We start from the raw sequence: 26,028 nt of genomic DNA on the forward strand, positions 1-26,028 counted from the left end.
GCTCCTGCAGTGGTGCAGTCAGTCGCCAGCTTGCCAGTGGTCGCAAAAACACGACATTTGTATCTTGCTAGAACACGACATTCTCATGTTGCTCCTACATCAAAAACGCCGATAATGTTGATTATGTAAATCCAAGAATGGAAATCAGCCGCGCTTCCTGTTTGAAATTGTTGCTCACCGGGAAGCTCTATGGCGATTTGGGCGCGCGCTTCGGCCGCGTCTTCGTGCTTGACGTGCACTCACCACCGTCATGTGCCGCTCAGTGGCATCGCCGCAAGGCAGGGACGGTTCGACATCGTGAACTCGCCGCTGACCGAAGAGGCCGTGCTTGGATTCGAGTATGGCTACAGTGTTCAAACGAAGACCACGATGACTGTCTGGGAAGCGCAGTACGGTGACTTCGTCAACGGCGCGCAGCTTTTCATCGATCAGTACATCGCGGCCGGTGAGTTCAAGTGGGGTTATGAGTCGGCGCTCGCCGTATTGCTGCCGCATGGCCATGAGGGCGTCGGTCCGGAGCATTCGAGCGGCTATCTCGGCCGCTTCCTGCAGCTTTGCGCGGACGAAAACATGCGGATTGTCGTACCTTCGACCTCGGCGCAATGGTTCCATCTGCTTCGCCAGCAGGCGACGACCAAACGTCGGACGCCGCTCATCGTCATGTCTCCGAAGTCGAAGCTTTACGGCAACGTCGCGTCGCACTCGACGCTGCGCGAGATGATCGATGGCGCATTTCAATGCGTACTGGGCGACGAACGCATCGCAGATGCAAGTGCGGTTGAACGCGTCGTCCTATGCAGCGGAAAGTTCTACTACGAATTGCGCGATGCTCGCGACGGGTCCGGCGACGAATCGACGGCGATCATCCGCATCGAGCAGCTCTATCCGTTCCGCATGACCCACTCCGGCGCGTGCTCGCCCGGTTCACCAGCTTGCGCAGCATCGTTTGGGCGCAGGAGGAAGACCGCAATCAGGGCGCATGGCGATTCGTTCGCGACGAACTGGAGACCGTGCTTCCCGCCGATTGCGCCTTACGCGATGTCTGCCGCACCGCGACACCAGCCGGCGCGCATTCTTCCGTCGCGGCGCATCGTCGGGAACAAGCACGGCTGGTCGCGACCGCCCTGGCGGCGGCCGAGCTTTAGGCCGAGTGCCAATTTTGCAGCAGGACGATGGGCGTCGATCGCGCGGAACGTACGATCGTACGCCGGGTACCCGAGTTCGCAATCTCCAGACTGACGAAACGTTGCGAGCTTGCTAGTCGAACCCTTGCGCGCGACGCATCGAGGATCCATCTCCATGTCCCCGCTGCTGGTTAAGCCGCGGCCGCCGGACGCCCTGTCGCTCGTGTGACGTCTTGCGTCCCTATTGCGGACCCCACTGACTCTCGCAATCACTCCCTTCATACTTCAAACCGGTGCATCGCCGTGCGCGGCGGTGCATTCGCCCGCTTCTACACCCCCCTTTCAGTGCATGTCGGAAGACGAAGCCCCGCAGGTCCGGGCGCTTCGCGTTGGCACACTTCATGCCTAATGAATTTCATTCAAGTTGCTTGAATGAAATTCCGATTGCCTTCAACATAGCCCATACGCAAGGGGAGTGTCATGAACAAACGTCTTCGCCATTTGCTGGCCGCACTGACGGGCGCGCTCGCGCTCAACGCCGCCGCGCCGTCGCTTGCGCACGCGGAAGATCTGCTCGCCCGCATCAAATCGAACAAGGAAATCACGATCGCGACGGAAGCGCGTTACGCGCCCTTCGAATACGTCGATAACGGCAAGATCGTCGGCTATGACGCCGATCTGATGGCCTACGTCCTCAAGTCTCTGCCCGATGTGAAGGTCAAGCAGCTCGACCTGCCCTTCCAGGGTCTGCTGCCCGGTCTCGATGCAAAGCGCTTCGACGTCGTCGTGACGGCCGTGACCGTCAACAAGGACCGCGCCGATCATTTCGCCTTCACTGTTCCCGTCGCCGACGCGACCACCGGCGTACTCACCCGGTCCGCCGATACCTCCATCAAAGCGCCGAACGATCTGAACGGCAAGGTGGTCGGCTCGCAGACCGGCTCTGCACAATTGCAGGCGCTGATGGCGCTCGACAAGAAGCTGAAGGAAGCAGGCGGTCCCGGCATCAAGCAGATCAAGCAATACGTCGCGTTCGACGAAGCCTATGCCGACCTCGCCGTCGGCCGGCTCGATGCCGTCGCGCAGTCCGTCGCCAATCTCGGGCCATTGCTGAAGTCGCGTCCAGGCGTTTTCGCGGTGCTGCCGCAGACCATCGGTCCGAAGAGCTACTTCGCCTGGGTCGCACGCAAGGACGCCGACAGCGCTGCCCTGCTCAAGCTCTTCAGCGATGGCATCGCGAGAGCGAACAGCGACGGCACCATGAAGAAGCTTCAGGAGAAATGGTTCGGCTCGACGATGGACGTTCCGGCCACGCTTCCCGCACCGTCTATCTGACATCGCGATGAACGGTCCCGATCTGCTTACGCGCTGCATCGGCTACTTGCCGCAACTGCTCGACGGCGCGCTGACGACACTCGTGCTGTCGGCGGTTGCTGTCTGCTGCGGCTTCTTCGTCGGCGTGTTCGTCCACACGATGTCGGTCAGCGACAGCCGGCTGATGCGCGGCACGGCGCGCGTGTATGTGAGCCTGCTGCGCGGCACGCCCGTACTCGCGCAACTGCTGGTGTTCTACTACGTGCCGTCCGCGCTCGGGCTGGAGTTACCGGGGCTCGCTGCCGCCGTGATCGGGCTGTCGCTCAACACGGGCGCGTATCAGTCGCAGATTCTGGGCGCGGGTTTTCGCTCCATCGCGCCGGGGCAGATCGAGGCGGCATCGACCTTCAATCTCACGCGGCGTCAGACCTTGTGGCATATCGAAGTGCCGCAAGTCGTGCGCGCGACGCTGCCCGCGCTCGTCTCCGAAATGATCGATATCGTCAAGGCGTCGGCGGTGGTGTCGGTGATATCCGTAACGGATCTGATGCGCGTAGGACAGCAGCTTTCGTCATCGACGTATCGGCCGCTCGAAGTGTACGCGCTGGCGGCGATGTTCTATCTGGCAATCACGTCGCTGCTCGCGGGCGCGGGTCATGTGTACGCGCTGCGTGTGGCACGGCGTCCGTGAGGCATCGGCATGAACAACTTCATCGCACTCGTTCCGCGCTTCATCGAAGCGATGGGCATCACGCTCGAAGTGAGCGTGCTGGCGGCCTTCATCGGCATCGTCGCGGGCTTCGCGATCAATGCGATGCGGCTCGCGTTCGGCCGTCCGTTCGCGCTCGTCTATGGCGCGTTCGTGTGGCTGGTGCGCGGCACGCCTTATCTGTCGCAACTCGTGATCGTGTACTTCGGGCTGCCGGTTTTAGGCGTGACGTTGTCGGCCGTGCAGGCCACGATCCTTTCGCTCGCGTTCTATTCGAGCGCTTATTTCGCGGAGCTTTTTCGCGCGGCATGGGCGAGCGTTCCGCGCGGTCAGCTCGAAGCCGCCGCCGCTTTCGGCGTGAGCCGGCGAGACGCGTTCCGCTCCATCGAACTGCCGCAGGCGCTCGCGTTCGCGGCGCCGCTGATCGCGAACCAGACGATTCTCGTCATCAAGGAGAGTGCGGTCGCGTCGATCATCACGGTGCCCGAATTGACGATGACGGCCAGCGATATCGTCGCATCGAGCTACACGTATATCGGTCCGTATGCGCTGCTGATCGCATGTTACTGGCTGCTGACGCAAGCCGTGTCGCTGATCGCGCAGGCCGCGACTTCCCGCATTCCGTTTCTGAAGAAGACATCATGAGCGACCTTCCGATACTCAAGCTGCGCGCCGTCGGCAAGTCCTACGGCGAGAACCGCGTGCTCAAGGGCATCGACCTGGATGTGATGCGCGGCGAGATCGTCACGCTGATCGGGCCGTCCGGTTCGGGCAAGACCACCGCGCTGCGCTGCATGAATTTTCTCGAAGCCTATGACGAAGGCGAAGTGTGGATCAAAGGCCAGTTGCTGGGCTATCGATCGACAGGACGCACGGCGAAAGATCGTGACAGCGAAGCCAGCATCGCTGACGTGCGCCGTCCTATTTCGATGGTCTTCCAGCAATTCAATCTCTGGCCGCACATGAACGCGCTGGACAACGTCGCGACGCCGCTCGTGCTCGCCAAGAAGATGAGCAGGCGCGACGCGCGCACGAAAGCGTTGGCCGCGCTCACGCGTGTCGGTCTCGAGCACAAGGCGGACGCGTATCCCGCGCGGCTGAGCGGCGGGCAGCAGCAGCGCGTGGGCATCGCGCGGGCGCTGGCCATCGAACCGGAAGTGATTCTGCTCGACGAACCCACATCCGCGCTCGATCCCGAACTCGTCGAGGAAGTACTCAACGTGATCCGTTCGCTCGCGCAGGAAGGCATGACGATGGTGATGGTCACGCACGAGATGAGCTTCGCCGCGAAGATCTCCGACAAGGTCGTGTTCATGGAAGCCGGGAAAATCGTCGAAGCCGGACCGCCCGCGCAACTGTTCGGCAATACGCGCACACCGCGCTTGCAGCAGTTTCTCAAACCGTGGCTGGAACGCAGCCTCGATTTCGTGAGCGAAGGAGTGACATCGTGAGCGCAAGACAAGTGGCGGATGCCGTGAACGCGGCGCGCCTGCTCGAATCGATCGAAGCCCTCGCTGCATTCGGCGCGCGCGATGACGGCGGCGTGGACCGCCCCGCGCTCGGCGAACGCGATATCGAAGCGCGGCGCTTTCTGATCGACCGCGCGCGTGCGCTCGGCTGCAGCGTGCATGTGGATGCGTGCGCGAATCTGTTTTTCCGCCGCGAGGGCGACGCAGCACTTGCGCCGGTGATGACCGGCAGCCACATCGACACGCAACCTGCCGGCGGCAAGCTCGACGGATGTTACGGCGTGCTTGCGGGCTTCGAAGTGCTCGCCGCGTTGAACGATGCGAACGTGCCCACGCGCCGCCCGCTCGAAGTCGCGATCTGGACCAACGAGGAAGGCACGCGCTTCTCGCCGGGCGCGATGGGATCGAGCGCCTTCGTGGAGCCGTCGCGGATGGCGCGTTATGCGCACGTGCAGGACGCCGAAGGCACAACCCTGAGCGCGGCGCTGCAACGCCACGTCAGCGCGTTCCCCGAACTGCCGCCGCGCGCGCAGCAAGACGCCGCGCATGCCTTCGTCGAACTGCATATCGAACAAGGTCCGCAACTCGAAAAGGCCGAGGTGCCGCTCGCTGTCGTCAGCGGCATTCAGGGCGTGCGCTGGTACGCGTTCCATGTGCAGGGCATCGCCGCCCACGCGGGCACCACGCCGATGCCACTGCGCCGCGACGCGATGACGCTCGCCATCGCGCTGCATCGGGAACTCGATGTCATCGCCCATGAACTCGGCCGCGCCGATACGCGCGTCACGTTCGGCCGCTGGAACATCGCGCCGAATTCGATCAACACGATTCCGTCGGCGGTGAGTTTCACCGTCGACTTCCGCCATCCGGACGCGCGCGTGCTCGGCGCGTTCGATGAACACGCGCAGGCCATCGCGCAATCTCATGGCGCGCGCATCGAAGCGCTATTCGCCCATGCGCCCGTCGCGTTCAATCCGTCCGTGTTGTCGCGCATCGACGAAGCCTGCCGCGCGCTCGATACCCGCGCGCTGCATCTGACCTCGGGCGCATTCCACGACGCCATGTATCTCGCGAAACATTGCCCGAGCGGAATGATCTTTGTGCCCAGCATAGACGGCATCAGCCACAACCCCGCCGAAGCGACGGACGCCGGACATCTCGTGCTCGGCGCACGCGCGCTCGCTCATTGCCTCACCACACTCTGCAACGACTGAAGGAGCCCACATGAACGCATCCGCAACGACTTTTGCAAGCACCGAAGACAACGGCCAGGAAACCGGCGTCAACGCCACGCTCAACGAACCCATCTCGCCGGACGGCACGCCTGAAATCGGCATGACGTATACGGTGCCCGCGCGCTGCGGCCGCGCGGTGCGCGTGAAGGCCGGGCAGACCATCCGCATCGCCAATCCGCACGGCACGCAAGTGTGCGATACGTGGATCTTCAACGCGCAGCATCTGAACGAGTTTCTGTCGTTCGAACATACGCGCGCGTTCATCGACAAGATCATTCCGCAGCCGGGCGATCCGCTCGTGACCAACCAGCGCCGCCCGATTGCCGAACTCGTCACGGATACGTCGCCGGGCGTGCACGATACGCTCATCGCCGCGTGCGACCTGTACCGCTATCGCAATCTCGGCGTCGAGCACTATCACGACAACTGCGCGGACAACCTGCGGCTTGCGCTGAAGGCTATTGGCCTGCGCACGAAGGAAGTGCCCCAGCCGTTCAATCTTTGGATGAACATTCCCGTCAAGCCGGATTATTCGATTGACTGGCTGCCGCCCGTGTCGAAGTCCGGCGATTACGTGGATATCAGGGCCGCGATGGACTGCGTCGTGGTCATGTCGGCGTGCCCGCAGGATATCATTCCGATCAACGCGCTCAACCCGCTCGAAGTCGAGTTCACGGTGCTCGCATAAGCGCGCCCTTCTTCTTTTCGATGGTGTTCATTCGTGGCCAGCAAACGACCTTCCTCAACTGCAGCGCGTACTTCACCTAAAGCCAACGCCGCGCCGGCGTCCGCCGCCGATGGCCTCGGCACGCGTCTGCGTCATGCGCGCATGGTGCGACAGATGACGCTCAAGGTGCTCGCGGGAGCGGCGGGTTGCTCGGAAAGTCTTCTGTCGAAGGTCGAAGGCGGCCACGCGACGCCTTCGCTCGCCATGCTGCACAAGCTCGCCATTGCGCTCGACACCAACATCGCGGCGCTGCTGTCCGCGCCGACCCTCACGGCTTCGCCCGTTCAGCGTGCGAGCGAGCGGCCCTCGGTGCGCTTTCCGGGCGCGCGGGCCGCTCCGGCGGCCGGCAAACGCAGACGTGCCGAGGGCTCCATCATGCTCGAACGCCTTGTCGTGCCGAGTCCGGGCCAGTTGCTTCAGGGCGACATCCACGTACTGGAGCCGCTTGCCCGCAGCGACGAGCAGATTCATCACGTCGGCGAAGAGTTGGGTTATGTGCTCGAAGGCGAACTGGAACTCACGCTCGGCGATCAGAGCTATTCGCTCAAGGCGGGCGATTCGTTCTATTTTCCGAGCACCGAGCCGCACAGCTATCGCAATCCGGGCGATGCGGTCACGCGCATACTCTGGGTCAACACGCCGCCCACGTTTTGATCAGCGGGAACTCATCATGGCCAGCACCGATGTTTCGCAGATGCAGTTGCCGCGCTTCGCCGGCATTCCCACTTTCATGCGCGTGCCGTTCGAGCGCGACCTCGCGGCGCTCGATATCGCGCTGGCGGGCGTGCCCTTCGATGGCGGTGTCACCGCGCGTCCTGGCGCACGCTTCGGGCCGCGCGAGATCCGCAACATGTCGACGATGATGCGCGCGATTCATCACGTCACGCGATTCAATCCGTTCGAAGCGTGCCGCGTGGCCGATATCGGCGATGTGCCCTTTGAGCATCTCTACGATCTAGAAGCCGCGCACGCCGATATCCGCCGCTTTTTCGAGCCAGTATTCCGCGCGGGGAAGATAGCGCTGATCGCGGGCGGCGATCACTCGATCACCTATCCGGTCTTTCAGGCGATCGCGCCGAAGCAGCCGCTCGCGCTCGTGCATATCGACGCGCACACGGACACGTGGGACGCGTTCAAGGGCTCGAAATTCACGCACGGCGCGCCGTTCCGACGCGCGGTCGAAGCGGGTCTTCTCGAGCCCACGCGCACGATTCAGATCGGCATACGCGGCGCGCAGAATACCGACGAAGGCTGGCGTTATTCGTTGGATCACGGCATGCGCGTGGTGTTCATCGAAGAGTTCGAGGAACGCGGCCCGGCGGCGATCGTCGAAGAAGCGCGGCGCGTGGTCGGCGATGCGCCCGTGTATCTTTCGCTCGATGTCGATGGGCTCGATCCGGTGTTCACACCTGGCACCGGCACGCCGGAAATCGGCGGATTGACGACGCGCGAAACGCTTGCGTTGCTGCGCGGACTCGACGGGTTGAACTGGGTCGGCGGCGATGTGGTTGAAGTGTCGCCGCCGTATGATCCGAGCGGCAACACCGCGCTCGTCGCCGCAACGATGATGTACGAGATGCTGTGTCTGTTCGCGGCACGTCAGGCGGGATCGAGCCGACGCTAGCGCAGCGTCGAACGCGCTGCCGCTCGATGGTCCCGGCGTTAGCGAGCGACGTACCCGCGTCGCGGCCATACGCGGCCAACCATGCGTCGACTAAGAGCTTCTTGCTGCCGGACCTGCTCTTTCAGGGAGCCCGATAAATGAACCGCTCTCCGGGAACTTCCTTTGACGCTGCTTGCAGTGTCGTAACAGCTCGCTAACAATGATGCAGGCGTGCTATTACGCGAACGTCTCGAAGCGCAGATCACATTGCTGTCGGGCTTTCGGTCGTCAACCGACACATCGCGACTGCGGCGCCCTTCGCAATGGGCGCGCTCCATGGATCGGCCGGCAAAGTCCGCCCGAGCAATGCCTTGCCGGAAGCTGCCACAAGCGTCTCCCGATGCCTCATTGATGCAGAATCGGCGCAAAGACCACACCGACACGACCTGAATACCATGGACGACGCAGAATCGCTTTCGCTCGCACTACCCGACGGCTCTAAGGTCTCTGCGCTCCTTCAAGTGCCAGAGCACGCGCGAGCGCTATATGTCTTCGCGCACGGCGCTGGGGCGGGCATGCAGCACGCCGGCATGTCGTCTTTGGCCGACGCGCTTGCCGCGGCGAACGTCGCCACATTGCGCTACCAGTTTCCGTACATGGAGCGGGGCTCCAGGCGGGTGGACTCGCCGGCCGTGGCACATGCTGCCGTGCAGGCAGCCGTCGCAGAGGCCCGCCGGCGGCTGCCAGCCCTGCCGCTCTTCGCGGGCGGCAGGTCGTTCGGCGGCCGCATGACGTCCCAGGCCCAAGCCATCTCCGCGCTCGATGGCGTGCGTGGCCTCGCTTTCGTCGCGTTCCCGCTGCACCCGGCTGGGGCGCCCGGCGTCGGGCGGGCGCGGCACTTGGCGGACGTCACGGTGCCGATTCTCTTCCTGCAGGGCACGCGCGACAAGCTGGCCGAGCTTCACCTGCTGAGGTCGGTCGTCGAGACGCTGGGGCCGCGCGCCACGCTGCATGTGGTGGACGACGCAGATCATTCGTTTCACGTGCGCGCATCCTCCGGCCGGACCGACGCGGAGGTCGTGCGCGAACTAGCGCGGACGATGTCGGAGTGGTTCTTCGCCGAAGGGTAGTTCGTGCGCGTTACCTGAGCAAGCGCAGGAATGCTTGTAGCAGAGTCGGGACGGGAAGCCGGCGAACTCGCCGTCCTGCACTCGCCCTCTCAACGCTTTGCTATCCGCAGACGGTCTGTCGCATAGCCACGACAACCGACGCCTGTCGCGTCGGCGGCGTTTTGCCAGTGCTTAGTGAGTGAATTTGTCAGATCGATCTTTTTGCGGTGCTTCCGCCCCCGGAAATCGCGGCGGGCCATCTGCTTTGATTTGGCCGGCGCCGATCCGTGCAAGCCGCTTAGGGACGCGGCCGGAAAGCAATCAAGACATTGCGATCATCAACTCCGTGCTGCACGGATGCGATCCGCGGTCGCTACCCCATCGGCGCCTCAACCTCTACTAAACTGGGTAGCGTACTCCTGCAAGCTCAGTGAGGGCGGCGCGCAGTTAGCTAGCTGATCCGCGCGACCGAACGCCACGGTGTCAACCCCGGAGTTGACTTGATGAACAGCGTCGTTACCAGGATGCTGATTGCGATTTCCGTCGGCTATCTAGTGGTCGGTTGCGCTGCGGTTCCGCCAGAAGCCGCAATACCGGCTTACCAAAACCGGGCCGTGACACGCGACGAGGCCGGCATCGAGGTTTCAACAGCCGTGCTGTCCTCAGAGGAAAGCGCGGCGGTGTACGGTGTCCCGCTTGCCGAAAGAAGAATTCAGCCCGTCTGGATCGAGGTCCGCAATCGCGAGGACCACAACTACTTTCTCCTGTCACCCGGCCTGGATCCAAACTTCTTTCCCGCATCGGAGGCGGCAGAGGCTTTCAGCAGCGATGCTTCGCCCGACCAGCGTTCCGAGCTCGCGCGCCGCTTCCGTAGTCTCGCTTTTCATAACCCCGTGCGTCCCGGAGAGACGGTCGCGGGGTTTGTGCTGACGAATTTCAACGCGGGCGCGAAGCTGGTCCAACTGGATCTCGTCGCGAGCGGACACGCTCGGACGTTCTCCGTTTTCGTATCCGTACCTGGGTTTGAAGCCGACTACAAGCGTAGTCAGGTCTTCAGACGGGCGACCGATCCGCAGGAGCCCACTGTAAATTACACGGACGACGCGAGCTTTCGAGAAGCGCTCGAAGCACTGCCCTGTTGCGCAACTGACGAGGACGGCTCAAAGAAGGGCGACCCGCTCAACCTGGTGATCGTCGGCAGCCTCGACGACGCCTTTCCCGCACTCGTGCGGCGGGGCTGGAGCCTCACGGAACGAAAGTGGTCGGGGGCAATCGAGCGGATGATCAGCGCCGCGTTGTCGGGCCAAGCGTACGTCAACGCGCCGGTGAGCGACCTTTACCTGTTCGGACGCGCCCAAGACCTCGCGCTTCAAAAGGCGCGGGGCGACATTCACCAGCGCAACCATATGCGGCTCTGGCTCAGCACGATGCGCTATCACGACAAGCCTGTGTGGGTTGGACAGATCAGCCGCGATATCGGGATTCGCCTGACGTGGCACTCGTCAACGTTCACGACACACAAGATCGACCCGGAGGTGGATGAGGCACGCACTGCGCTGACCGAAGACATGGCGTATTCCCAGAACCTGTTCAAGATGGGACTAGTGACGGGAGTGGGTGCCGTGTTGGAAGCTGCGCCGCGAAGGAATTTGACGACCGACCCGTATTACACCGACGGCTTCCGCGTCGTGCTGGTGTTCGATCGCACGCCGAGGCCGTTATCGCAGATCGAAATCTTCCCGTGGATCACTCCGTACAAGGTACTGCGGGTGACGCCAGGAGCGAGGCCATGACCATCCAGCAGACCTTGCGCAGGCGACGGTCTAATGCAGAACTCGCGCTATGCCTGGCGCTCGCGCTGGCCGGCTGCTCGACATGGCAAGTTCCGCCCGAGGCGGACGCTGAGCCGTTGCGTCAGCGCGAGGTCAGCGCCTCCAGTCGCGGCGTACGCGTGAGCGCAACGGTGCTTAGCGAAGAAGACAGCAAGCGGATGTATGGTGCCGACGTCAACAGAACGGGAGTGCAGCCGCTTTGGCTCGAAGTGCAGAATGGGACGTCGCAGGCGCTGTGGCTTTTACGCTCGGGCACGGACCCGGACTACTTTTCACCTCATGAAGTCGCATGGTCAATGCATACGCTGTTTGGCGGCGCAAGCAACAAGCGCATGGACGACTATTTCCGTGATCTCAGGTTCAACAACCCCATCCCGGCGGGGGAGACACGATCGGGCATTTTGTTCACCAACCCCGATCAAGGCATCAAGCTCGTCAATGTCGATCTGCTGGGAAACCAGACGCTGATGCCCTTCTCGATCTTTCTGCGTGTGCCAGGCGGCACGATGGATCCACGGCTGTCGCAGATCCCTCTGCCACCCTCTGCCACTGGAATCACGGACTACCAGGACCTGGCGTCGCTGCGCGCGGCGCTCGAGCGCCTACCATGCTGTGCCACCGACCCGAGCGGGACTATTCAGGCCGATCCGCTAAATGCCATTGGCATTGGCCAGCTCACCGACATCGGGGCAGCGCTGGTGCGGCGCGACTATCGGCGCGATGCGCGGGAGTTTGACCTCGCGCAGCGCGTCTTCGGTCGGGAACCGGACTTTGTCATGCGCAAGCAGGCGCAGGCCGGGGCGCCCGCAAACTGGATCCGGGGATGGCTCGCTCCGATCCGCTTTCAGGGACAACTGGTCTACGTCGCGCAGGTCGGCCGCCCTGTCGGCGGGCGCTTTGCGCCCCGCGATAAAAAACGCCTCACTCTCCACGAGAACGTCGACGAGGCACGCAACTTTCTGATGCAGGACCTGATGTATTCGAGCGGCCTCGAAAAGCTCGGATTTGTGAACGGTGTTGGCCCCGCACCGCCGACTCGTCCTCGTATAACCCTTGACGGTGCGACTTACTATACGGACGGATTGCGCGCGGTCGTGTTCTTCGCCACCCGGCCGCGGAGTCTGTCGGATGTCGATTTTCTTGAGTGGGTCCCCTATCTGGAAGAGCCAGATACTCGTCAAACTGGAGCAACCGGCAATGCGAGTCAGTGACTCGAGATCGAGATGGGCGCTCATTCAATTCAAGCGTCAGGTTGCCGCTGCCTTCGATGCGTGCCGCCAGATCAGCGCTTGGTTAGCGACGATCACGTCGTGCGTTCTCTTCGGCGCATGCGCGGCGAAGCCGCTTATCCCGTACTCGGCCGATACACCCCCGATGGTTCTCATGCCCGCGTCTCAGGCTGGCGTCATGGATAAGCGAGGGCGCTTTCGGGAAATATATTGCGCGGTCCTCGAAGCACGCGGTGCAGCGCTACCCGACTACCGCCCGTGCGAGCAAGCGCTGACGCGGGTCGGCGCAGAGTCCCCTGGCACCGGCGAGCCCGTCGAACTTGGCCAGTCCAGGCGGCACCTGATTGGGGCGGTGGTGCATGGCGTCGGCTACGATTGCTTCGATCCCTGGCTGGATACGCCGGATACCGTCGTGACGCATCTTCGCGAGTATGGCTTCGATGCAGCGCTCATCAACGTCGACGCGCTGTCGAGTTCCACTAACAATGCACGGCAAATTCGCGACGCGATCATGGCTATGCCGGCATCGGAGGACGCGCCGCGGCTCGTGTTGATTGGTTATTCGAAGGGGGCGCCCGACATTTTGGAAGCACTGGTCGCCTATCCTGAGATACGAAGCCGCGTGGCGGCGGTGGTGAGTGCCGCCGGTGCAATCGGCGGCTCCCCGCTCGCCAACGACGCCGACCAATATCAGGCCGACTTGTTGCGATATGTTCCGGGCGCAACCTGCACATCGGGCGATGGTGGTGCCGTAGAGAGTTTGAGACCTGCGACTCGCAAAGCGTGGCTCGCGCAGCATCCGCTTCCGGCTGATCTGCATTACTACTCGGTCGTGACGTTCCCGCAGCCCGAGCGAATCTCCTCGATCCTGAAGTCGAGCTATGACAAGCTCGCGCGCGTCGACTCGCGGAACGACAGTCAGGTCATCTTTTACGATCAGGTTGTCCCCGGAAGCACGCTGCTCGCCTACGTCAATGCGGATCACTGGGCGCTCGCGGTGCCTGTTGCGCGGACCCACCCTACGATCGGGGCGCTCTTCGTTACACAGAATGCGTATCCTCGTGAGGCGCTGGCAGAGGCGATTCTGCGCTTCCTGGAGGAGGATCTTGGCGTGCCGATCCGCTGATTAGCTGGCAGTCGTCTGTCAACGAACGCGTTCGGGGCCGTTTCAACCGGTTGATGCAACCCAATGTACACCGGTCCGGCGTCGGTCCGGTCTCGACCTGAACCGGCCGCTGGAGCGGTCACACTGCGACTTGGTCGAACGGCAGAAACCGGCCGGTTGCGGAATTTAGCACAACGGCCAACCAGCTAACGAAAGGGTGAGGAAGTAAATCCGTGCAGCCATATGCGTTAAGCGGCAACCATCTCTGCAGACGTCGTTCGTCCGTCAAGGCTGTTACGTGTCCGGAAGGCGGCCCGTTCGCTGGCTCGTGCGATGGACAGCTTACTGCGCCCCGGATTGCGGCGATTCCAAGCTTTTCACGGCGTTCCTGATCTCTTGCAGAAGCCGGCTCTGTTGATACGGCTTGCGTAGTCTCGGTAGATCCGCTCCGGTGCCCTCCGGCAGTTCCGCGTAGCCGGTTGCGAGTATGACAGGCAGGACGGGCCTGAGTGCCCGCGCCGCATTGGCTAATTCAACGCCGGTCATCTTGGGCATTGAGAAATCAGTCAGCAGAACGTCAACTTTCTGGCCTGCGCGAAGGACTTGGAGCGCGGCGTCCCCTGATGCGGCCTCGATCACCTCATGTCCAAGGTCCTGCAGGAGATAAGATGTGCTTGACAAAATAAGTGGGTCATCATCGACGACTAGTACGGTGGCGCGCAGCTCGCTGGCGTCGGCCGGACCGTCGTCCTTCGGGTCATCGGCGATACGCTCCTCGGCAGCCGGGCGACCCGTGACAGGAAGCCAGAGCGATGCACGCGTGCCCTTTCCATACGTGCTTTCTAGACGAAGCGCGCCTTGTAGCTGACGCGCGAGACCGTGAATCATCGAAAGGCCAAGCCCCGTGCCCTTCCCCACTTCCTTGGTCGTGAAGAAGGGTTCCGTCGCTTTGGCGAGTGTCGCGGCGTCCATGCCAGTGCCTGTGTCCCTCACTGTCACCCGCACGTAGTCGCCGGCTCGCAGGTCGCCATCGCCCGCAGAATGCGCGGTATCGACGCTGATTTGGATTGCGCCGCCGTCGGGCATCGCATCGCGCGCATTGACTACCAGGTTCAGTATCGCCAGTTCAATCTGATTTGTGTCGACGCGAGTGAACGGCACTTCTTCGGGCGTATCGATGACCAGTTCGATCATAGAGCCAATCGACCGGTCCAGAAGGTCGGCCATGCCGTGAACCAGCGCAGACATCTGGACAGGCTCGACCTTAAGGACCTGCTGTCGCGCGAACGCGAGCAGCCGTTGAGTGAGCGCGGCGCCGCGTTGAGCGCCTTTCAGCGCGCCATCGACCAACCGACCCACTCGCTCTTCCGGCGGCACTTCCTTTCGCACGAGTTCGAGATTCGCCATGATCGCCATCAGCAAATTGTTGAAGTCGTGCGCGATGCCGCCCGTCAACTGGCCGATCATCTCGAGCTTCTGGACCTGCCGCAGCAGCTTCTCTGTGTGCTCGCGCTGCCGTATTTCCTCGAGCACCGTTCGATGCGCGTCTTCCAGTTGCGCGGTGCGCTCCAGCACCTTGACTTCGAGCGATTCGTTCACCCGGCGCAGCTGATCTTCCGACGTTTTGCGCAGCGTCACGTCGGAGCAAACGCCGACGAGCCGAACGATCCGGTCGTCGCGCACGACACGCGCCCTGACTTCAACCCAGTGCACGGTCCCGTTGCGCCAGACGTTGCGATACTCGATCGCATAGTCGCAGCCGGTTTCCGCGCTGACCGCGATGGCTGCCTGCACCCGCTCGCGATCCTCGGGATGAGTGCTTGCAATCAGTTCTTCATAAGTAAAGTTGTCGGTCTCCAAGCGGCCGAATATCGCTTTGCAAGTCGTCGATGCTGTCAGCGTGTTGCTGGAAAGATCGAGGCTCCAGGAGCCGAGGTGTCCGGCCGTGAGTGCTATGCGAAGATGCGCTTCGCCCTCATCGAGTTCTCGGATTCGAGCCCGAGCCTCGAACTGGCGATTCCGGCCCCGCACCGCTGTTTCGACGACGCTTACGAACGTCGTCGGGTGAAACGGACGCTCGATGAACGTGACGTTGCCGAGTGCCGTAATCAACCGCTCGGCCATCGGTCTGCGAACGGGACCGCTGCGCTGTGTGAGTACGACAAATGGAAGGTCCGACCACGGCGGCTGCGACGACACCCATCCCGCCAGCGTGGCGAGGTCGGCGCCGTTCAACGCTTCGTCGGCGACGATAACGCAGCAGACGTCGTCTCTCAACGTCTCGCCGAGTTGCGCTACGTTCTTGCACGGCTCTGCGTCGATCCCGGCCGCCCCCAACAGCGCCTGCGCAACGACGCAGTCGCGTCCCGACGGGGTAAGGAGCAGCACGGGACATCGCTCGGTTTCGGCCATGCGATCGTCAGTCCTTGGTTGCAGTCTTCGGCGTCAGCAGAGGCGCCGACTTTCCGACGAACGTCGGCACGCCTCGAAGCACCCCCTGGAAATCTTCCAGCGGCTCTCCGAGCGTGAGCCCCTCCGAACCGATACGGAACTCGCGGATCGATTCCTCATGAGCCCCGGTGCGCTTCTTGATGACCGACACCGCACGTCGAACGCGCCCGATCGCTTCGAAGTAACGAAGCAGGATGACCGTGTCAGCAAGATAGGTCACGTCGACCGGCGCCTTCATGTCGCCGACGAGGCCGTGCTGGGCGACAGTCAAAAAGGTGTTCGCGCCCTGCCGATTCAGATACTGCAACAACTCGTGCACGTGCAGTACGAGCGCGTTTTCCTCAGGCATGGCGGCCTGATACCCGTTCAGACTATCGATGACAACCGTCTTTACACGCGCGCGGTCGACACTCGCACGCACGCGATGCGCGAACTCGCCCGGCGACAGCTCTGCCGCGTCCAGTTGTTCGACGTGCAGGTCACCGGCATCTCTCATGGCTTCGAGGTCGATGCCCATTGGGCGCACACGGTCGAACAGAAGGCCGAGCTCTTCATCGAAGACGAAGAGCGCAGCCTTTTCGCCCCGCCGCACGGCCGCCGTGACGAATTGGATCGCGAAGAGGCTCTTGCCGGTCCCGGCGGGACCAAGGATAAGCGTGCTGGATCCTTGCTCGACACCCCCGCCGAGCAAAGCGTCGAGTTCCGCAACGTCGCTTGTCATTTGCGTGCGCGCGTAACTGGTTCGGTGCTCACCGGCGACAAGTCGCGGGAACACCGCCACCCCGCCGTGTCGGATAGCAAAATCGTGATAGCCGCCACGAAAATGCTGACCGCGGTATTTGAGCACCCTTAGGCGCCGGCGCTCGGCGCCATATTGCGGCGATAACTCCTCCAGTTTGATGACGCCGTGCGCCACGCTATGCACAGTCTTGTCCGCCGCATCGGAGGTGAGATCGTCCAGCATGAGCACCGTGGCGTCGCGGCCCGCGAAGTAATGCTTGAATGCCAGGATCTGCCGGCGGTAGCGCAGCGAGCTTTGCGCAAGCAAGCGAATCTCCGAAAGACTATCGATGACCACGCGCTTCGGTTTCACGCGCTCGAACTCGCCGAGGATGAGCCGCGTCGTCTCGCCCAGCTCGAGGTCGGAGGAATAGAGCAGCGTCTGCTGCTGATCGGCGTCAAGCAGATTTTCGGACGGGCTGACTTCGAAGATGCTGATCTGTGGACCGAGCCGCCATCCGTGCGACAAGGCGCCGTTGCGCAGTTCCTCCATCGTCTCGGAGAGCGTGATGTAAAGGCATGGCTCCCCCAGTTCGGCGCCAGCCTGCAGGAAACTCAGCGCGATGGTTGTCTTGCCCGTGCCCGGACTTCCCTCGAGAAGGAACAAGTTGCCCCGGCTCAGTCCGCCAACGAGAATGTCGTCGAGCCCCGGGACGCCCGTGCGAGCGTATTGGGGCATTACGGTACTATCGTTCATCTGTTGCTCCAAGCTGCTTCATTGCAAGACGGGAGAGCCTGTGTTTCGGAATTTTCGTCAGCGCCTGCTCGAGCGAAGTACGAGCGTCGCAGACATCATGCGCGGATTGCAGTTCCAACCAGTGCATCGCCGGCACGCCACAAAAGGCCTCGAGACGCACCGCCATTTCGGGCGTGATGCTCGCGCTGCCGTCGAAGATCCGGTGAAGCGTTTGACGAGCCACGCCCAGATCTCGGGCCGCCTGGCTCACCGAGAGGCCCAAATGGGGCAGCACAAAGATCTTGAGAAGATCCCCTGGATGGTGTGCCTCGTCCTGATAGCGGGTGGTGCCGGGAATCGACGTGGAAGCCATGGTGGCAAGCGTAACGCGTTGCGTGACAAGTGATCAGGCTACCATGAAGCTGGGTGAGCCGCGCCGTGAGCGTCCCGGCCCGGCCCGGCCAGACCATCTTTTCACAGATTCCCTCGCTCTGAGCCGCGACAGTGCGAAGCAAGATACGGCGCAGCTAGCCTACTCACGCCGATGCTGATGTCGCAGCGGCCTGCCGCCGCTTCAAAGCGGATTGCCTGGCAAGCTGCAATGGATAGCCGTCGCCGCGATCGCGGCTTCGCCGACTGCCACGCAGATCTGATTCAACGAATTGACTGCATCGCCCGCGGCAAATATGCCGGCCACGCTAGTGCGCTGCCGCTTATCCGCCACGATCATGCCGTCCTCATCCCGTTCGACGTTCAAGCCACTCAATAGCTCAGTTTCTTCGCGAGAGCCAAGCACAGGATAGACAATATCGAACCTCTGTCGCCGCCCATCCGGGCAGACAACGCTCAAGCGCCCGTCAGCGTTAGCCGAAGCTTCGAGCGCACCCAACGGCACCAATTCTATGGCGTTCTCTACGGCCGACGCGCGCTCCTCTTGCGTCAGCGCCGAAAGGTCGGGCGCGACGACAGCTACCTGCCTGCAAAACGTTCGGAAGAACAAAGCGTGCGACAGCGCTCGTGACGCGGAACCTAGCATCGCCGCCCGTTTGCCTTGCGCCTCGAAGCCATCGCATATCGCGCACAGCCTGAGCAATCCTTTTTCGGTAAGCCGTTCGGCTCCGACGATCGGCGGTAGCCTATCGCGGATCCCGAACGCGAGCAGGACACGATGTGCCAGAGCGCTCTGCCTGTCAGCATCGCCGCTGCTCCTGTAGTCCACGACGAAGCCGGCGGACACCTGTCGTATCGCGACGACTCGGCCGGCGATTATCGGCACCGGGTAGCAATCGACCTGTCGACGCATCTTGACGATGAGTTCCTTGCCGCTGATGCCGCCTTCAAAACCAGCAAGGTTACGCACGATCGGGATCCGCGACGCTCTGCTCTGACCGGCATCGATAACCAGGGTCGAGCGCCTGAACCGGGCAAGATAGAGTGCAGCGGTCAACCCAGCCGGACCGCCGCCGATAACAACACAGTCAAAAGCCTGATCCATCATCGATTCCTTCTTGCACAACCGACATAGCCGAATCAACACGGTGCGCGGTTCATTAACAAGCCTTCGTGGCAGGGTTGAGCAATTCCGATTCCCAAAAATCCCATGTTGAAACCCGACAATCAAAGTGATCGCGACAGTGCGTGCGGGTCGCAAGCACCCGACCCGTCGAGCCACGCTGCCGATACGACATGCCCGGAGTTAGCAAGCGGGTCTCGTGCGTGGCAGCCCAGGCAGCCGTCGACTTCGTCGAAAAGCGAATCTCGTCTTTCGTCTCAGTCTCAGGTCGAGGCACCGAAAGAGCGCTTCGTGGGAAGGACACCGACGTTCGCGCGGGCAGCGCCGCCGCCCGCTTGTGGGTGGGATGATCGCGACGCCAGATCAACCAGCAATCAGAACGGGTGCGCGGTTCGGTGGCCAAAGGCAACCCGCCGTCCGCCTGTCACAGCGTTCCGACCGACTGTGTTTCACACTGAACGGTGCACCGATGTTCGGACATTGTGTCGCGAGCCGGTCGGCCAACCGTCTGTGGATCGGTGGCCGTGCAACTTTCAGCACGCGTCTTGAATATAAGAGGCCGGGTTCACTTCTTGAAACAGCGGCAGGCTGACGCCGGTCGCCTTGTCATCCGCGAGCGCTCTGCTGCCCGGCAGACCCTCGGTGTTCGGATCGCGCGGTTTGTGGACGCCCGCGTTTGTACTTCCGCGTTGACGTTCCGCTTCCTCGCATTTCGTACATGCGCGCTGAGTCGTGACGCGCGGCAGTGCCCGTGACAATGAGCACGTACCTGTGGTGAAACCAGTCGAACATGCCGAAAGCCAACATCACTATTCGAACCATGACAGCGGAGCCGCTTCCCGAGCACGACCTGATAACCGCACTGATGCAGCGCCACGTCGCCGTTCTCGATGCCCGCGTCGCACCCGATGGCATCAACTTCGTTTGCGAGGCCGACGTCGGCGCGCTCAGGCGCAGCGCCGAGCAACACGCGTCGCTTTACTTAGTCGGCGGCGTCTCGCTTCAACTGTGTCAGGCCGCGGCATCGCCCGGCGGCAGCGGAACATGAATCCGGCGCTCGCGCAGCACTTCCTGCTCTACGGCGTGCTTCCGTTGTGGCTCGCCGCCGGCACCGCGGACGCGCTTTGTCACCGCTGGGCGAATCTTCCCGAGACTGCCGGCGTGCGCGAATCGCTGATGCATATCGCCCAGCTAACCGAAGGCGCCGGTGTCGTGCTGTGCGCGTTGTTCCTGCAAATCAACGCGTTCGCGATCGTTGCGATGGCCGCGCTCATCGTCGTCCACCATCTCACCGTGTATGCGGATCTGCGCTACGCATCGGCGACGCGCGTCATTACACCCGTCGAGCAAATGGTACATAGCGTTCTTGAGATGGCACCGATCGTCGGGCTAGCCATCATTTGTCTCGCCCATCCCGATGTCTTCGCCAGACTGTTCGATAACGCCGCTAGTTACACGCCCGCATGGCGCGATCCTCCGTTGTCCTCGACGACCGTCACAGCCGTGCTGATGCTCTGCGCGATATTCGGCGTCGTGCCGTACGCGATGGAACTCGCAGCGTCTATCCGCGCTTCGCGCAAGCGGCAACGGCGGCAGACGGATGCCGCCAGCGAGTCCGTCATGCGCTAGGCACGCGCCATGCGCAGACCGAGTCGTGCAGCGAGAAACGACGACTTGGAGCAAGCATGCAGAACGCCGAAGGCAACCCGACCCAGGCCCAGCAGAACGAGATGGCGGCAAAAAGCCCCGCCAAGACACCAGCGACAGGCACCGCATCGCCCGATGCCGCCACGCAGGCAGCGGAGTTCGGCCGCGACCGCAATGCTGGCTCGGCCGAGCCCGGGCAGCGCAATGACCCGTCGCCGCTGCCCGACATCGACCATGCTTCGATCGCGCGGGATTCCGGCGATCCGGTGCAGCGGGCGAACAGCCGCATCGTCGGCGTGGATTCGCAAGGCATGGGCTCGACGGACGATACCGTGGACGCGGACGCGAAGTCGATCGAGGCGCGCCGCGATCTGTCGGGCTGGCACGACAACGTCATCACATCGAACGCGACGCTCGAAAACAACGTGCCGGCGCCGGCCGCAGGACTGGGCGGCATCGATAGCCGCGTGACGGGCAATCTCCCTTCCATCTTGCCGAAGCCGGGCTATCGGGTCGTCGTTACGGAAACGGTGTACGCCGAAGAGCGCAACGGTTCACGCGCATCGCACGTGTTCAGGCTGGAGCGCGAATAGCCCGGGCCGCACCCCGAGGAGCAAGCGATGAGTTTCTTGCAGCGTCTCTTTCATCGGCGCGAGCACGCCGTTAAAACCGATCTCTATGTGTCGGACTTCGAGCAGTTTCTGAATCGGCTCAAGCACGATCATCCCGAACTGGATCGCGAACAGATGCTCGGACGCGCGCTGCTGTGGGACAAGCTTCCACAGTTTCCGAACTCCGGCGATGTCGCCGGGAAGGAAGGCGAGCTGAGACAACCTTCGTATGTTTATTACAGCCGGACGGATTGAACCGCGTGCCTAGAGCGTCTTCGTGACCATCAGCCAGAAGATGCCGACGAACGCGACGAACGCCATCACGCCGAGCGCGATCCATGCGGACATGAGGCGCCAGTAGCGCCTCGACAGCCCGGCGTCGGATACGGCGCAGGCTTGCGCCTCGGCGGCGAGGCGCATCTGCAGCCACACGACGGGCAGCCAGCACGCGATCGCGAAAACGTAGAGGCCGATCGACCAGGCGAGCCAGGGACTCGAAACGGGAAAGCCCGTGAGCCGCATCATCAGATAGCCGGTGAGCGGTTGAACGATGGCGGTCGGCGTCGTGAAAAGCCAGTCGGCCAGCACAACGAGCCGCGACACGCGCGCGACGGTCCGTGCATCGCGTCCGATGCTCGCGGCGAGCAGATAGAACGCGGAGCCGATTCCGGTGCCGAACAGGATCGTCGACGAGATCACATGGATCCACTTGATCGTCAGATAAGTCACGTCGAGCCCTTTCCATCAATGTTCATCAGCAGTAAGAGTGCGGCGATCATCGGCAGATTCTTCGACAGCGGGCCATACGGATGCAGCCAGAACTCCGGCAAGCGCCAGGTAATCAGCACCGAATAGACGACGATCAGCCCGATCTGCGCCCACCAGAGACGGCGTCGCGGTCCGAGCCGCGCGGGCCACGCGAAGCACAGCACGCCCAATAGCAGGTCCAGCAGCGCGGCCGAATACAGCAGGAAGAGGCGCGTGCCTTCGGGCGCGCCGACTCGCGCCAGCAAGTCGAGGCTCGCCGCTCGCGGATAAAGCCAGGCGGACACGATCGCGGTCCATATCCACACCGCACCGATCGCGCCCGCCAGCAGCGGCGCGAGCCACGCGAGCTTCGCACGCAGGCCAAGCGTGGCGCGTTTCGACGGCTCGTCGCCGAGCGATCGGGGCGGCCTGCCGAGCCATCGCTGCATGCCATCCGCCGATGCCGCGTTGCCCCGTTCCAGCATCGCGAGTGCATCGGGGCTCATCAGCGCGCCGGGCAAGCGCGCGCATAACGCGGCGGCCGTCTTGACGAGCGGCATCGGCACCGGCATGAACAAGGGCGCACCGGCGGAGCAAAGCCGATTCAGCAGACGCAAGTATTCCTTCATCGTCACGGGTCTCGGACCGACAGCCGCCACCGTCTCGCTCGCGGGGGCTGCGCTTGCGCGCGTCAACGCGCCGCGCGTCACGAGTTCGACCACATCGTCCACATGAACCGGCTGCACGACCTGCGCGCCCGACCCCGGCAGCGGCACGACCGGCAACGTCGACCACGCGGCGAAGAACTGCGTGCTGCGTCCGTCTTCGGCGAACACGAGCGAAGGCTGCACGATCAACGACGAGATGGGCAACGCGCGCAACGCGTCGTCGGCGGCTTTCTTGGAGCGGTGATAAGGCGTCTGTGCGCCCCCATCCGCGCCAAGCGCCGATATCTGCACGATGCGGCCGACTCCCGCCATCACGGCCGCCTGGAACAGCGCGATCGGCGAACGCGTATGGATGCGCGAGAAGTCGTGTCCGGTCCGGTCCTCGAAGATGCCGGCGGCATTGATGACCACATCGACGCCTTCGAGCAGCGGCATCACGCTTGCTGGGTCGAGTTCATCGCTCAAATCGAGCGCCACGAAACGGCAGCCTCTCACGGCGCCTTCGCCGCCAGGCGCATGGCGCGCGGCGCACCTCACCGCGTGTCCTTGCGCAACCAGCGCCGCCGCGATGCGCGAGCCGAGGAGCCCCGTGGCGCCTGTCAGAAAAATGACCATGACTGAAGACATCGACCCTGTGACGGATATTCTGATTCCCGGCTCCGTTGCCGGACTGTTATCGACGGCGGCCCTTGCGATCTGTGGGCGTCTGCACGGCAAACGCGCAAGCGCGCCGATCAGCGCCGTCAGCCACTGGTTATGGCCGCAAGAAGCAAACCAGACCGCGCGGCCGGAATGGCGCCATCTGCTTGCCGGTCTCGCCATTCACCAGTCGATGTCGATCGGCTGGGCCGCCTGCAATGCGCTGGCTGTCGCGGCCGCGCGCACATCGCCGAGACTGCGCGGCGGTGCCGCGCCGACTCACGGACAACGCGTCGCACTCGCCGCAGCGACGACGCTTGCCGCAGCGGCCGGCGATTATATCGTCGTCCCCAAACGCTTCACGCCCGGCTTCGAATATCACCTGCCCGCGGCGCACATCGCCGCTGTCTATTTGGCGTTCGGCGCGGGACTGGTTGTGCCCTTTCTGTCGAAGCGCCGCTGAATGCGCAGCCTCGCTCGCTGCAATCCGCGTCGTGGACTCGACGTATCCGCTCGCGCGTGCAACCGACCCGCATCGGCGGATGGAATCGTCGACGAATGTCGGCAAGATCATTCTGTCAGCGGCTACGGCAATCAGTCAGGCGTGATCTCGCCATCCTCCTCGCCCATCCAGTAGTGAATGCGCTCGGCGCGAACCTTGATGAGTACGATCCCCGGCGTTTCGAAGCCTTTCGAGAACCATTTCTCGATGTCTTCGTTCCAGTGATCCTTCATCGCCGGTTTCTCGCGAATGAGCTCCGCGCGGCCCTCGACGGCCACGAAAAGCGGCGGCGCGCCGTCCGGGTTCGCGCTGCTCGTGAAAGTCAGCGCCACGGTCGCATCGGCCTTGATCTCCTGCACCGTATGCGTTTCTTCGAGCGTGAAGAAGTAGCTGTCGCCGTCGTATTCGACATCGCGGTTATTGCTCATCGGCCGCGCGGCGATCTTGCCGTTCAGCGAGCGCGTCGAAAGCATCGCGAAGTCGATCTCCGCCATCTTGGTTGCGAGATCGTGCAAAGTCAGTTGGCTCATGGTGCTCTCCGTGGGTTGATCGCGTATCTTCCGCAACCCGCGTGCCGGTTCGCATCGGAGAGCCGCCGGATGGACCAAGCGTGTACAGCCGGACCGGTGATCACTATCGCCTTGCAGGTCTGCTCAGTCCGCCGAACGGTGATAGCGCGCCACGTAGCGCGCCTGGCCGATGACTTTCCCATGCATCTGATAGGCGACAAGCGCGGGACTTGAATCCGCTTTGACATCGAGGCTCGAAACGGTCAAAGCCGAAGCCGTCACGATGTATCGATGCGCTTTGCCCGGCGGCGGGCACCGTCCGCCATACGCCGAAGCACCGAAATCGGTCAGCGTCTCGATTGCACCTATCGGCAGCACTCGGGCATTGCCCGACGCGCCTTTTTCAATCGATGTTTGCGACGGCGGAATGTTTGCCACTTGCCAGTGCGTCCAGCCCAAACCGCCGGTGGGTGCATCCGGGTCGTAGATGGTGATGACGATGCTCTTCGTGCCGGCCGGAACATGCGACCACGAAATGCGCGGAGAGACGTTTTCGCCATGACAGCCGAATTGACCGTACACCTGTTCATTTTCGAACCGACCGCGATTCAGCCCATCGACCTTGACAGTGAAGGAGTCTGCAACCGCAATGGCGGGTACTGTTGCAAGCAAAGCCGTGCAGCACACGGCTGGCAGGAGACCGTTGAGTTCCATATCGAGTCCGTTGTATAGAACCAGTAGAAGAAGGCCGCTCACTGACTATCATTGCCAGTGACGCGGATGTCCTCGAATCCAACTCGCAATGCGCCGCGAAGTATCGATCAATAGTCCCACTGCACCGGCACGAAGCGGTAACGCTCACCGCTCTTTGCAACATGACCGATCGACGGAAACGCGACGTGCGCAGCAGCGAGCAGCGTGCCGGTGTCAGCGGCGTCGTCGAGCAGCGCAATACGCACGTCCACACAGGCTTCGGGATCATGTTCGAAGCCATTCTGCCAATCGGGGTTGTCGAAGTTGACTTCGAAAATGGCGTCGCCGACGAACGTCAGCTTCTCCCCGTTCGATGCGACATCCACGACGCAGTGCCCCGGCGTGTGGCCACCCGTCACCCGCGCCGACACGCCCCGTGCGACTTCAACTGTCTGATCGAACTGCACGATGTTCTCGCTGTAGCGTTTGGCGAACTTCGCAGCAGCCTCGCGGAGCGCCGGAGGAACCGCTTCGGGCATCACCGTCTTGCTGAAGTCCGGATTCTTCCAGAACGCGATTTCAGCGGCGGACACATGAATGCGCACGTCGGGACGCAGCTTCGCCTTGACGCCATCGACATTCAGCCCGCCGACGTGATCCATGTGCATGTGCGTAATCACGATATCGGTGATGGCAGCCAGGTCGATACCGGCCGATTCCAGGCGCATTACCGACTGACCGGCGCGCGAGAAGTATTCGAACCCATCGCCTACGCCCGAGTCGATCAGGATCAGGCGTTCGCCGCTGCGCACGAGCGCGATATTCAACGCCCAGTCGAACGTGTCCCGTTGCAGGAAACGGCCATCGAACCATTCGTTGCGATCGGCTTCGCTCACGTTCGTGGACATGGTGGAGGTCGGCAGCGGCAGCACGCCGTCGCTGATCAGCACGACATCGATATCGCCTATGCGAACTGCGTATCGGGAAGACACGAGCTCGCCCGATCCTTCTTTGCCGAGCTTGGCGATAACGGGCTGCACATTGCGGGTTGTCTGGCTCATCTTCGATAGTCCTGGAAATTTGATGGCGTGAGCGCGCGTTGCGCTTCCTTTCGCTCGCGTTCGACCGAGCGTGTG

26 protein-coding genes and 1 pseudogene are annotated in these 26,028 nt (G+C 62.7%); 18 read left to right on the forward strand and 9 right to left on the reverse strand.

Going from position 1 to position 26,028, the window contains the following annotated elements:
- Positions 1–246: 246 nt before the first annotated feature.
- From QCE58_RS29970 to QCE58_RS30030, 13 genes and pseudogenes are all read left to right on the forward strand, one after another.
- Positions 247–1,145: pseudogene (locus tag QCE58_RS29970) on the forward strand (2-oxoglutarate dehydrogenase E1 component); the annotation flags it as partial.
- A gap of 459 nt (positions 1,146–1,604) precedes the next feature.
- On the forward strand, positions 1,605–2,459 hold the full coding sequence (locus QCE58_RS29975; RefSeq protein ID WP_008345520.1) for a transporter substrate-binding domain-containing protein: 855 nt from the start codon (positions 1,605–1,607) through the stop codon (positions 2,457–2,459).
- 7 nt (positions 2,460–2,466) lie between these two features.
- Complete coding sequence (locus tag QCE58_RS29980) at positions 2,467–3,129, forward strand: amino acid ABC transporter permease (protein ID WP_250522733.1); 663 nt, start codon at positions 2,467–2,469, stop codon at positions 3,127–3,129.
- A 9-nt stretch (positions 3,130–3,138) separates the two neighbouring features.
- Positions 3,139–3,792, forward strand: a complete 654-nt coding sequence (locus QCE58_RS29985; protein WP_008345529.1) for an amino acid ABC transporter permease — start codon at positions 3,139–3,141, stop codon at positions 3,790–3,792.
- Entirely contained in the window at positions 3,789–4,598 is an 810-nt protein-coding gene (locus tag QCE58_RS29990) for an amino acid ABC transporter ATP-binding protein (protein WP_008345531.1), read from the forward strand. The genes QCE58_RS29985 and QCE58_RS29990 overlap by 4 nt, the downstream gene beginning before the upstream one ends.
- Positions 4,595–5,830: a M20 family metallo-hydrolase gene (locus tag QCE58_RS29995; protein ID WP_250522732.1), complete on the forward strand. Its 1,236-nt coding sequence runs from the start codon at positions 4,595–4,597 to the stop codon at positions 5,828–5,830. The genes QCE58_RS29990 and QCE58_RS29995 overlap by 4 nt, the downstream gene beginning before the upstream one ends.
- Positions 5,831–5,840: 10 nt before the next feature.
- Positions 5,841–6,539 (forward strand): DUF1989 domain-containing protein, encoded by a 699-nt coding sequence (locus QCE58_RS30000; protein ID WP_250442252.1) that lies wholly within the window; start codon positions 5,841–5,843, stop codon positions 6,537–6,539.
- Positions 6,540–6,680: 141 nt separating this feature from the next.
- Positions 6,681–7,232, forward strand: coding sequence for a cupin domain-containing protein (locus QCE58_RS30005; protein ID WP_008345534.1), 552 nt, complete (start codon positions 6,681–6,683; stop codon positions 7,230–7,232).
- Between the two features lie 16 nt (positions 7,233–7,248).
- Positions 7,249–8,202 carry an agmatinase gene (gene speB / locus QCE58_RS30010; protein WP_250504538.1) on the forward strand — a complete coding sequence of 318 codons (954 nt, stop codon included), beginning with the start codon at positions 7,249–7,251 and terminating at the stop codon, positions 8,200–8,202.
- 434 nt (positions 8,203–8,636) lie between these two features.
- The gene (locus QCE58_RS30015; protein ID WP_250522731.1) at positions 8,637–9,311 is read left to right on the forward strand and encodes an alpha/beta family hydrolase; all 675 of its coding nucleotides are present in this window, start codon (positions 8,637–8,639) and stop codon (positions 9,309–9,311) included.
- 482 nt (positions 9,312–9,793) lie between these two features.
- Complete coding sequence (locus QCE58_RS30020) at positions 9,794–11,083, forward strand: LssY C-terminal domain-containing protein (RefSeq protein ID WP_008345537.1); 1,290 nt, start codon at positions 9,794–9,796, stop codon at positions 11,081–11,083.
- Positions 11,080–12,333 (forward strand): LssY C-terminal domain-containing protein, encoded by a 1,254-nt coding sequence (locus QCE58_RS30025; RefSeq protein WP_250522730.1) that lies wholly within the window; start codon positions 11,080–11,082, stop codon positions 12,331–12,333. Before QCE58_RS30020 ends, QCE58_RS30025 begins: the two co-directional genes overlap by 4 nt.
- Complete coding sequence (locus QCE58_RS30030) at positions 12,320–13,477, forward strand: hypothetical protein (protein WP_008345539.1); 1,158 nt, start codon at positions 12,320–12,322, stop codon at positions 13,475–13,477. Before QCE58_RS30025 ends, QCE58_RS30030 begins: the two co-directional genes overlap by 14 nt.
- A gap of 321 nt (positions 13,478–13,798) precedes the next feature.
- Here the strand turns inward: QCE58_RS30030 and QCE58_RS30035 are convergent, their stop codons facing one another.
- The 4 genes from QCE58_RS30035 to QCE58_RS30050 all read right to left on the reverse strand — a co-directional run bounded on the left by QCE58_RS30035 (position 13,799) and on the right by QCE58_RS30050 (position 18,861).
- Positions 13,799–15,868 carry a hybrid sensor histidine kinase/response regulator gene (locus QCE58_RS30035; protein ID WP_008345540.1) on the reverse strand — a complete coding sequence of 690 codons (2,070 nt, stop codon included), beginning with the start codon at positions 15,866–15,868 and terminating at the stop codon, positions 13,799–13,801.
- Positions 15,869–15,875: 7 nt separating this feature from the next.
- Complete coding sequence (locus tag QCE58_RS30040) at positions 15,876–17,384, reverse strand: ATPase domain-containing protein (RefSeq protein ID WP_033535654.1); 1,509 nt, start codon at positions 17,382–17,384, stop codon at positions 15,876–15,878.
- Positions 17,374–17,736: a HigA family addiction module antitoxin gene (locus tag QCE58_RS30045; protein ID WP_250522729.1), complete on the reverse strand. Its 363-nt coding sequence runs from the start codon at positions 17,734–17,736 to the stop codon at positions 17,374–17,376. The genes QCE58_RS30040 and QCE58_RS30045 overlap by 11 nt, the downstream gene beginning before the upstream one ends.
- Before the next feature lie 201 nt (positions 17,737–17,937).
- Positions 17,938–18,861, reverse strand: a complete 924-nt coding sequence (locus QCE58_RS30050) for an NAD(P)/FAD-dependent oxidoreductase (RefSeq protein WP_034471109.1) — start codon at positions 18,859–18,861, stop codon at positions 17,938–17,940.
- An 805-nt stretch (positions 18,862–19,666) separates the two neighbouring features.
- On the opposite strand from QCE58_RS30050, the gene QCE58_RS30055 reads away from it, so the two are divergent.
- The 4 genes from QCE58_RS30055 to QCE58_RS30070 are packed head-to-tail and all read left to right on the forward strand — an operon-like array spanning position 19,667 to position 21,389.
- On the forward strand, positions 19,667–19,924 hold the full coding sequence (locus QCE58_RS30055) for a hypothetical protein (RefSeq protein ID WP_309780575.1): 258 nt from the start codon (positions 19,667–19,669) through the stop codon (positions 19,922–19,924).
- A complete protein-coding gene (locus tag QCE58_RS30060; protein WP_250522728.1) occupies positions 19,921–20,505 on the forward strand; it encodes a diguanylate cyclase in 585 nt (194 codons plus the stop codon). The genes QCE58_RS30055 and QCE58_RS30060 overlap by 4 nt, the downstream gene beginning before the upstream one ends.
- 56 nt (positions 20,506–20,561) lie before the next feature.
- Complete coding sequence (locus QCE58_RS30065; RefSeq protein ID WP_008345556.1) at positions 20,562–21,116, forward strand: DUF3005 domain-containing protein; 555 nt, start codon at positions 20,562–20,564, stop codon at positions 21,114–21,116.
- 27 nt (positions 21,117–21,143) lie between these two features.
- The gene (locus tag QCE58_RS30070) at positions 21,144–21,389 is read left to right on the forward strand and encodes a DUF3460 family protein (RefSeq protein WP_250437908.1); all 246 of its coding nucleotides are present in this window, start codon (positions 21,144–21,146) and stop codon (positions 21,387–21,389) included.
- A gap of 9 nt (positions 21,390–21,398) precedes the next feature.
- Here QCE58_RS30070 and QCE58_RS30075 read toward each other — a convergent pair whose 3' ends face one another.
- Both QCE58_RS30075 and QCE58_RS30080 read right to left on the reverse strand, forming a co-directional pair.
- Positions 21,399–21,863 (reverse strand): DUF2269 domain-containing protein, encoded by a 465-nt coding sequence (locus QCE58_RS30075; RefSeq protein WP_175982122.1) that lies wholly within the window; start codon positions 21,861–21,863, stop codon positions 21,399–21,401.
- Complete coding sequence (locus QCE58_RS30080; RefSeq protein WP_250520561.1) at positions 21,860–23,164, reverse strand: SDR family oxidoreductase; 1,305 nt, start codon at positions 23,162–23,164, stop codon at positions 21,860–21,862. The genes QCE58_RS30075 and QCE58_RS30080 overlap by 4 nt, the downstream gene beginning before the upstream one ends.
- Between QCE58_RS30080 and QCE58_RS30085 the strand changes: the two genes are divergently transcribed.
- A complete protein-coding gene (locus QCE58_RS30085; RefSeq protein ID WP_175982124.1) occupies positions 23,163–23,651 on the forward strand; it encodes a hypothetical protein in 489 nt (162 codons plus the stop codon). The genes QCE58_RS30080 and QCE58_RS30085 overlap by 2 nt on opposite strands.
- A 131-nt stretch (positions 23,652–23,782) precedes the next feature.
- Here the strand turns inward: QCE58_RS30085 and QCE58_RS30090 are convergent, their stop codons facing one another.
- From QCE58_RS30090 to QCE58_RS30100, 3 genes are all read right to left on the reverse strand, one after another.
- Complete coding sequence (locus QCE58_RS30090) at positions 23,783–24,220, reverse strand: pyridoxamine 5'-phosphate oxidase family protein (RefSeq protein ID WP_008345574.1); 438 nt, start codon at positions 24,218–24,220, stop codon at positions 23,783–23,785.
- 123 nt (positions 24,221–24,343) lie between these two features.
- Complete coding sequence (locus QCE58_RS30095; RefSeq protein WP_250522727.1) at positions 24,344–24,913, reverse strand: YbhB/YbcL family Raf kinase inhibitor-like protein; 570 nt, start codon at positions 24,911–24,913, stop codon at positions 24,344–24,346.
- A 107-nt stretch (positions 24,914–25,020) separates the two neighbouring features.
- The gene (locus QCE58_RS30100; RefSeq protein WP_250522726.1) at positions 25,021–25,953 is read right to left on the reverse strand and encodes an MBL fold metallo-hydrolase; all 933 of its coding nucleotides are present in this window, start codon (positions 25,951–25,953) and stop codon (positions 25,021–25,023) included.
- Between the last annotated feature and the right edge of the window lie 75 nt (positions 25,954–26,028).

It is taken from the genome of Caballeronia sp. LZ028, assembly GCF_031451415.1.
In the GTDB taxonomy this organism is placed as follows: Bacteria; Pseudomonadota; Gammaproteobacteria; order Burkholderiales; family Burkholderiaceae; genus Caballeronia; species Caballeronia zhejiangensis.